Source organism: Paraburkholderia sp. 31.1, from assembly GCF_014397645.1.
Classification (GTDB): Bacteria; Pseudomonadota; Gammaproteobacteria; order Burkholderiales; family Burkholderiaceae; genus Paraburkholderia; species Paraburkholderia tuberum.
Genome location: NZ_VZQN01000246.1, coordinates 1 through 267, shown reverse-complemented (window position 1 = coordinate 267; position 267 = coordinate 1). Strand labels below are relative to the sequence as shown.

Genomic DNA, 267 nt, shown 5'->3' with positions numbered 1-267 from the left:
CGCACGCCTGGGGGATACTGGCCGTCGGATTGGCCGCAAGTCGTTCCATCAATTTCTTTGCCCTCCTGTCCAGGCGGGCGTCGCCAAGGTCCAGCCCCGCAAATTCCTGCTCGATCCACTGCTGTGCCGCCTTCGTCACCGCGTCCGCCCAAATTACGAGAGTAGACGCGATCCGGCCAAAGTTTACAAGCACGGCTTTCAAGTCATTGAATGTAAACGGCTTGCTGGCGCGGGCGGCTGCCGCAGCGAGATGTGTATAACGCTATG

The 267-nt window shown here is 59.6% G+C and carries 1 protein-coding gene; it reads right to left on the bottom strand.

Translation table 11 applies throughout. The annotated features are described in order from the left end of the window. A partial coding sequence (locus F6X37_RS36160) for a transposase DNA-binding-containing protein (protein ID WP_410451586.1) occupies positions 1–139 on the bottom strand: 139 nt, incomplete at its 3' end. Between the last annotated feature and the right edge of the window lie 128 nt (positions 140–267).